Source organism: Bulleidia sp. zg-1013, assembly GCF_019798045.1.
Lineage (GTDB): Bacteria > Bacillota_I > Bacilli_A > Erysipelotrichales > Erysipelotrichaceae > Bulleidia.
This window is the reverse complement of record NZ_JAGXEX010000002.1, coordinates 294,583-301,227: the sequence shown is the minus strand read 5'-3', so window position 1 is coordinate 301,227 and position 6,645 is coordinate 294,583. Positions and strand designations below refer to the sequence as shown.

The 6,645-nt window shown below is 33.9% G+C and carries 7 protein-coding genes and 2 pseudogenes; 1 reads left to right on the top strand and 8 read right to left on the bottom strand.

Annotation, left to right across the window (positions count from 1 at the left end):
* Positions 1–169: 169 nt before the first annotated feature.
* The 7 genes and pseudogenes from K7I92_RS03290 to K7I92_RS03260 all read right to left on the bottom strand — a co-directional run.
* Entirely contained in the window at positions 170–1,021 is an 852-nt protein-coding gene (locus K7I92_RS03290; protein ID WP_220282030.1) for a nitroreductase family protein, read from the bottom strand.
* A gap of 23 nt (positions 1,022–1,044) precedes the next feature.
* Entirely contained in the window at positions 1,045–2,052 is a 1,008-nt protein-coding gene (locus K7I92_RS03285; protein WP_220282028.1) for an NADP-dependent oxidoreductase, read from the bottom strand.
* A 10-nt stretch (positions 2,053–2,062) separates the two neighbouring features.
* A complete protein-coding gene (locus K7I92_RS03280; RefSeq protein ID WP_220282027.1) occupies positions 2,063–2,488 on the bottom strand; it encodes an Rrf2 family transcriptional regulator in 426 nt (141 codons plus the stop codon).
* A 209-nt stretch (positions 2,489–2,697) separates the two neighbouring features.
* Positions 2,698–3,234: an isoprenylcysteine carboxylmethyltransferase family protein gene (locus K7I92_RS03275; RefSeq protein ID WP_220282025.1), complete on the bottom strand. Its 537-nt coding sequence runs from the start codon at positions 3,232–3,234 to the stop codon at positions 2,698–2,700.
* Between the two features lie 27 nt (positions 3,235–3,261).
* Positions 3,262–3,762, bottom strand: a complete 501-nt coding sequence (locus K7I92_RS03270; protein WP_220282024.1) for a hypothetical protein — start codon at positions 3,760–3,762, stop codon at positions 3,262–3,264.
* Positions 3,763–3,810: 48 nt separating this feature from the next.
* Positions 3,811–4,329, bottom strand: coding sequence for a ClbS/DfsB family four-helix bundle protein (locus tag K7I92_RS03265; protein WP_220282023.1), 519 nt, complete (start codon positions 4,327–4,329; stop codon positions 3,811–3,813).
* Between the two features lie 58 nt (positions 4,330–4,387).
* Positions 4,388–4,663: pseudogene (locus K7I92_RS03260) on the bottom strand (GNAT family N-acetyltransferase); the annotation flags it as partial.
* Positions 4,664–5,090: 427 nt separating this feature from the next.
* Between K7I92_RS03260 and K7I92_RS03255 the strand changes: the two are divergent.
* Positions 5,091–5,747, top strand: a pseudogene (locus K7I92_RS03255) (IS3 family transposase); the annotation flags it as partial.
* 40 nt (positions 5,748–5,787) lie between these two features.
* Here K7I92_RS03255 and K7I92_RS03250 read toward each other — a convergent pair.
* Positions 5,788–6,645: a hypothetical protein gene (locus K7I92_RS03250; RefSeq protein WP_220282020.1), complete on the bottom strand. Its 858-nt coding sequence runs from the start codon at positions 6,643–6,645 to the stop codon at positions 5,788–5,790.

Below are 6,645 nucleotides of genomic sequence, written 5' to 3'. Positions count from 1 at the left end.
TAAATGAAATTAATAAGAAGACCAAAAGTTAAAATATTATTACATTTTGAATAAAGAAAAAAGATGAAAAAAAGGCTTAAATAGAGCGTTTTTTCATCTTTATCTTTTTAAAACTGTCAAATTTAGGATTATACCATTTTAAGCTCTTTTATATTTATCTTAATTCTTATCACGATATATAAGATATAATATAGTGCATATTTTTCGGAATTGAAAAATATATATCTCGTACTTCAAATCTTCCGCTTAATCCTTTACTCATGGCTGTCTGGTGAAAATGCGATAATGCTATACCGATATCTAAATGTTTTATCTTTTTCATACCATCATTTATGTTGTTCTTATAATCACAAAAGAAATGAAAGTTATTTCCCTCTTTAACTACTGCCCAAGGTTGAGAGTTAGTAGCGCTTGGAGCTAATCTTAACATCTCAAGTGCTACTGCATAATCGCCGGCATCGTATTTAGATAAAGGCTTATTAAAATCTTCTAAATAAAACAATTTATCCCATGCTTTTCTATTTTTAGAACCTAAACTAACTTTAGTAAATTTTTCGATAATGGAACTCTTTTCAGCCGGATAACCAATTGGACAAATACACGGAAATAAATCATCCGAAGCTATATTCATGACATTTTCAAAGTCTTTTCTGCTAAATGTTGCCGCAAGCCACACAGTGCTAAGATTCATATGTGTGGCATATAAGACTAAATTTTCAAATTGATATCCTACCGCCTCCATTGCAAATGGTTCATCTTTTACTGTAATTGCAAGGAAGTCTTTTGCGCCTTTTATAGTTCCATATGTTCCGAGTTGCACGTTTTTTGCACCGGTATCTTTGCTGATATACTGTACCTTAACATCTATGCCAAAAGGATTAGTCAAAGTTTTATTAAAATTCATCAGATTATTTTTATCTTCATCCGATAATGACCTTGCTTCAAAACTTCTGGTACTAACACGCTTTTCTATGGCTTTTTCAACATCAATTGGCAATTGATTTACTTCTTTAAATTCCATCTACATTTCTTCCCCTCTCTGATTTATTCTCTTTGCATAACAATAACCGTCTTGCCCTTAGAGTGTCCATTGGCTACCTTATCTAAAGCCTTATTCACTTCTTCAAACGGATAAACAGTATCAATGGATGGTTTTATTTTAAGATTATCAAATATATCCGCCACTTCTTGTAGTTGTTTGCCATTTGATTCTACAAAAATAAAATCATACGTAACACCATATTTCTCTGCTAACTTATCGAACTTACGCCCTACAACACCTAATATAATTTGTTTCCACTTAGGCAACTTCATTCTTCTTGCAAAAGCCCCGTTTGGCATGGCTCTTAAAGATACTAATTTTCCTCCTCTTTTCAAAATGCCCATTTGCTTTTCGGTTTCATTTCCTCCAAGCGTGTCTAAGACATAATCGACATTGGACAAAACTTTAGTGTAATCTTCGGTTTTGTAGTCTATAAATCTGCTTGCGCCAAGTGCTAAAACTCTCTCTTTGTTTTCTACACTCCCGTTTGTGATGACTTCAAGACCCTTTGCTTTAGCTATCGGAATTGCCATAGCACCAACACTACCTGTTCCGCCTGAAATAAAGATTGTTTTTCCACTTTCCGCTTTCATTATATCCAGTGCCTGCATAATTGTGAGTGCTGTTAAGGGTACTGCGGCTGCTTCTACATTAGAAAGATATTCCGGAACCTTAGCAAGTGCCTCTTCATCCACAGATATAAATTCTGCAAAAGCACCGATTTTATCCAAAGGAAGTCTTGCAAATACACGGTCATTTACTTTATACTTTGACACTTTCGCACCAACTTGTTCAACTATTCCAACAAACTCATTGCCACTAACCACCGGTAGCTTATATGGAACAATCATTTTGACCTCACCACGAGAAATCATATTGTCAAGCGGATTTACTCCTGCTGCCAAAACTTTTATTAAGACATCTTTGTACCCTATCGTTGGTTTAGCTAAATCAACCAACTTTACTAAAATATTTTTCTTATTATATTGCTCTACTTGTGCTGCTCTCATGTTTTCTCCTTTACTTATTTTTGTCATTATAAATTTTGTACATATCATCGATTAAAGCTTTTAGTGTTTTTTTCTGTAAGTTTAATATTAACCCTCTCTCTGATTCCTCAAAGATTGGTAATAAGGCTTCTTTTATGTTTGCCCCTACAGGGCAATCCTGATTTGCCGTATCATGCACATGAAGAAGTTCTTTTTCAGGATATACTGCAAAATATACTCTATCTAAAGTTAACTCATCCGTTTTTGCTTTCAATATCATTCCTTTTTTTCCTTGACTGCTCTCAATAATATCCGCATCTTTTAACAAGGCAATAATCTTTCTGATATGACTGGCATTTGTACCGACACTTTTTGCCAGAAGCTCTGATGTCACCGTATTTGTCGTCTCTTCTATATAAACTAAAATGTGAAGTGCTATTGAAAATTTTGTATCCATATTTGCCCTCTTTCCTACTAAGTTAGTATCATTATATCATGTACCTGTATCGAATACAAGTATATGATGCCATTCTTTCTTATTTTTACTTCTTGAACCAATTTGCTTCCTCCCTTAAAAATTTGCAAAAAAAAAGACGGTAGATTTTTCAATTTTTCTACCGTTTAAGTTGTTCATTACTTAGTTTTATATGCTTTGAAAATTTAATCTTACCCTCGTCTAAACCAAGGTATAATCCTGTTTGTTTTTTTACAGTATTCTTTATAATCATTGCCAAATTTTCCTAACAGCCATTTTTCTTCTGTGACTTTCATAAGGATTGTTAAAGAAATATAAAACACTACAGGAAGAATAAGAAGATATAGATTGTGTGCCATTATTAAACTTCCTGTAAATATCATAAAAAATGCCGAGTATATGGGGTTTCTTACTATGGAATATGCTCCTTGTGTTACTAGACTGCCTTTTTTAATCTCCAAACTTATTTTTTGAATAAGCACCGCGTACACCCATAGTGCCAAACCACTCAAAATAAATAGTATCCCTATAATTATTGCTATATATTTTACACCCTGCAAACTTCCTTGTCTTAAAAAGCCGGTGTTTCTTATGGAAATCCCTATGATTGTTAAAATTAAGCAACAACTGACATAAACAGGACCCACACCGAAAACAGGTAAATGTTTATTTTTCAATATATCACGCTCCCATATGTTCAAAATCTTCTCACTTGCAATCTTATTCATTTTCCCCAAAAAACCAACAAGTACCACCTAAATGGCTGATATGACTGGTATTAGTAAAAAAGGTACAAGCAAGAAATGTTCCCAAATCGCCAAATGTTTCATCCAATTCTTGAATTTATAATCTGTATGTCCCTCTGTACCGGGAATGATAATTTTCCCCTTATATTTTCCTTGAAACAATAGACAATCTAACAATAAAAAGTCCCCTGCATTTAATATACTCCACTGAATGTACCCCATCATACTCCACTGAATGTACCCCATCCAAAATAAATTCCAAAAACCTGCAACTTGCGAATGTAAAAGACTTGCTATCGAATATACGAAACAAATCCCAACAATCGTTATAGTCAATAACAAATTTGTTCTTTTCTCCTGTTTTGTCATTTGTTTGGGAGCTGCTTTCTGAATAGCCTTTGGATAAGAATCAAAAAATAATCTTGGATTTATAAGCACCAAAGAAGCCACTGTACCATTAAAAATAGCTACTATGGCAATTCCGTCAAGAATTGCTTGGATAACATCCATATAACCATCTCCTTTACAAATTCATCATTTCGCTACTTAATTTAAATTTTATAGCACAACCTTCTTCCATTTTCTAATTTTCGTTCTAAATGTTCCAAAAGGTGCAACCGTATTGACATGGATAAATTTATATACTTCCCAAGTGGCTGTTTTAGTCGCTTCATCCGCCCATTTTCTCCTGTGCGGCTTAAATAATTCTTCCTCACTTAGCGAATCGATCATCGCATAGATAGAATTGATATTTTCATTTAATTTGGCTTTCAACTCTTGCAGAGATAAATGAGCGTAGGTATCTGTGAAGTACTGATATAATTCACCCAATTGATTCCATTTAAATTTATCCGATGGCGTCTTTACCTTTAGTCCCTTTCTTTCATCTTCTTCCCATTTAAGAACTAAGGTTGTCCATCCCACCTGATAAGCGAGATTTTCTGCCGGTGTTCTATCAACTTCAGGGGCTCTCTTATCTTTTGAGGTCTCCGGAATATTATCAAATTCTGAAATATATTTTCCAAAGGTTTTATTTATTTCAGCCTTAAGTTCTTCTTTATCTTCGTACACTCGCAAAAAATCACCTCCGTAAATTCTAATTTATCTATCCCTACAAATTGGGGGTTGCTTGAAACTAAAGTTTACAAACCATAACATAGTCCTCTTCATTTTCACGAACAACTTCAAAACCTACTTTTTTATACATACTCACTGCGTAGTTTATCTTTTGAACCGATAATGACACTTGCTTATATTCTCGCTCTTTCAAAGTCAAAAGAATTTGCTTCATAAGTTCTGTTCCAATTCCCAAGTTTCTGTATTCCTTAAGAAGCGAAATGGAAAGAGAAGGTGTTGCCTCATCAACATGACCATAATCATTGATGATACGCGTCCATACAGCTCCTACTACCATAAGTATAGTACTTAACTATATCCTCATTGTAAAGTTCTAATTTAACCCCATTTAAAAATAGAGGATATACCATTAAATATAGAAGTATCGGTATGTAAATCAGCACGATTAGAATAATACTCATATATGAAAAAACAGTCCTAAGACTTATAAGGTATTTCAATATTAGCATACTGATGACAAATGAAATAACCATAAACAATAGCAAAAGATATTAACTTTTGACTTATCCCTATAAGTCAAAATTAGTTTTGGTTCGTCTTTCAAATAATCTACTTCCATAATTTACCCCGTCTCACTTATACTTTTATTCACTGTTTTGCTTTCTCTCTTTAACTTGACAATACTTAGAGAAAGTATGACTAATACCAGATCCCAAAAACATTAATATTGAGTTCCAATTTTCTTACTCTAATATAGGATTAAGAAAGTACAACGTATAATGCAGAAGCTTGGTTTACAGGTTACTTCTTTCACTCGAAAAAGCCGTAAATACAGTTCGTACAAAGGTAAAGTTGGAACGGTTGCTCCTAATCGCATAAGGAGACGATTTAACACACATATCCCTCATCAGAAGATTACTACGGATACTACCGAGTTTAAGTATTATGAAATTAATGCTAAAGGTCACATGACAATGTACAAGCTTTATCTGGATTCATTTATGGATATGTGTAATGGCGAAATTATAAGCTATGGAATTGACAAGCACCCTTCAACAAAAAATGTTATGGAGGCATTGGAACAGGCTATTGCAATAACATCCGATTGCAAATATAGGAGAACTTTCCATTCGGATCAAGGCCGGGCATATCAGATGAAAGCATACTCTCATCGTCTCAAGGAAGAAAGAATCTTCCAGAGTATGTCCAGAAAAGGAAACTGTCATGACAACTCTGTTATGGAGAACTTCTTTGGATTACTTAAACAAGAAATCTATTATGGTGTTATTTACTATAGCTATGATGAGCTAAAGTCAGAAATCGAACGATACATAAAGTATTACAATGAACAAAGAATTAAAGAAAAACTGGGATGGTTAAGTCCTGTACAATACAGGCAAAGTCTCTTAGCTGCATAAAAATGCGTGGCAGCCATATAAACTGCTACGCTAAAAAAGTCTAACTTTGGGGGGTCACATCATCAAATAGACCGCCTTTTTTTAACAATTCATGTATAAACTTCATATAAATATAACCATCTTCATTTTTACGATAGCCTGCACCAATAAAATGAGAATTCTTAGGTAAACTATATTGGAATTGGCTTACAATTCCTTTTTCTTTTTCTTGAAAACCATTTCTTTCAATGACTGATTCTAATAAAAAACCTTCTTTTTCAACCATCTTTTTTAACATTCTTCTCGCTTTATGGTAAAGTTCATAACGAGGAAAACGAATACGTATACCCTGTTCAATAGCTTGTACATGACAATCCGGGAAATATGATTTCAATCTCTCAACATCTATTTCGTGTTTGAAATACACATCCCAAACCGCTTCTTGTTGATAAGAAAATCCCTTAGCAAAAGGAAACTCCAATTCCGTTTGAACAATTGTGGTATCTTGAATGCCAAACTCCACAAAAGCTTGACTTGGATTTTCTTCCACTAAAAGAACCCTAATTTTTTTCTCCGTTGGTACATTTTCCTGAAAAAGCTGATCCAATTTTTCAAAAATTGGAAATAAAGCTTCTCGATGAATCACTAAGACTAGGGATCCCTCTTTCATTTGACTAGGTAAATAAGTCCATAGACAACCATAAATCCCTTTTTGATAAGTCATATATACTTTCTGATAAGGCCAACGAATGGCTAACTCCTTTTGAAGTCGTTCAAAGGAAGAAAGAGTCTTTCCCTTGACTTCTTCCGGGACATAGGAAATAGAAAGCTGAAAACGCGATTTCCATAGACCAATCAAGGCATAGAAAAAGACAAGTATAAACGCTGCCAAACATAGCCAAATCCAATATGGTCCCAT

Excerpts from the sequence above, each read along its gene's own strand:
- K7I92_RS03285 (WP_220282028.1), bottom strand. The coding sequence starts at position 2,052 with ATGAGAGCAGCACAAGTAGAGCAATATAATAAGAAAAATATTTTAGTA.
- K7I92_RS03290 (WP_220282030.1), bottom strand. The coding sequence starts at position 1,021 with ATGGAATTTAAAGAAGTAAATCAATTGCCAATTGATGTTGAAAAAGCC.
- K7I92_RS03270 (WP_220282024.1), bottom strand. The coding sequence starts at position 3,762 with ATGGATGTTATCCAAGCAATTCTTGACGGAATTGCCATAGTAGCTATT.
- K7I92_RS03275 (WP_220282025.1), bottom strand. The coding sequence starts at position 3,234 with ATGAATAAGATTGCAAGTGAGAAGATTTTGAACATATGGGAGCGTGAT.
- K7I92_RS03280 (WP_220282027.1), bottom strand. The coding sequence starts at position 2,488 with ATGGATACAAAATTTTCAATAGCACTTCACATTTTAGTTTATATAGAA.
- K7I92_RS03250 (WP_220282020.1), bottom strand. The coding sequence starts at position 6,645 with ATGGGACCATATTGGATTTGGCTATGTTTGGCAGCGTTTATACTTGTC.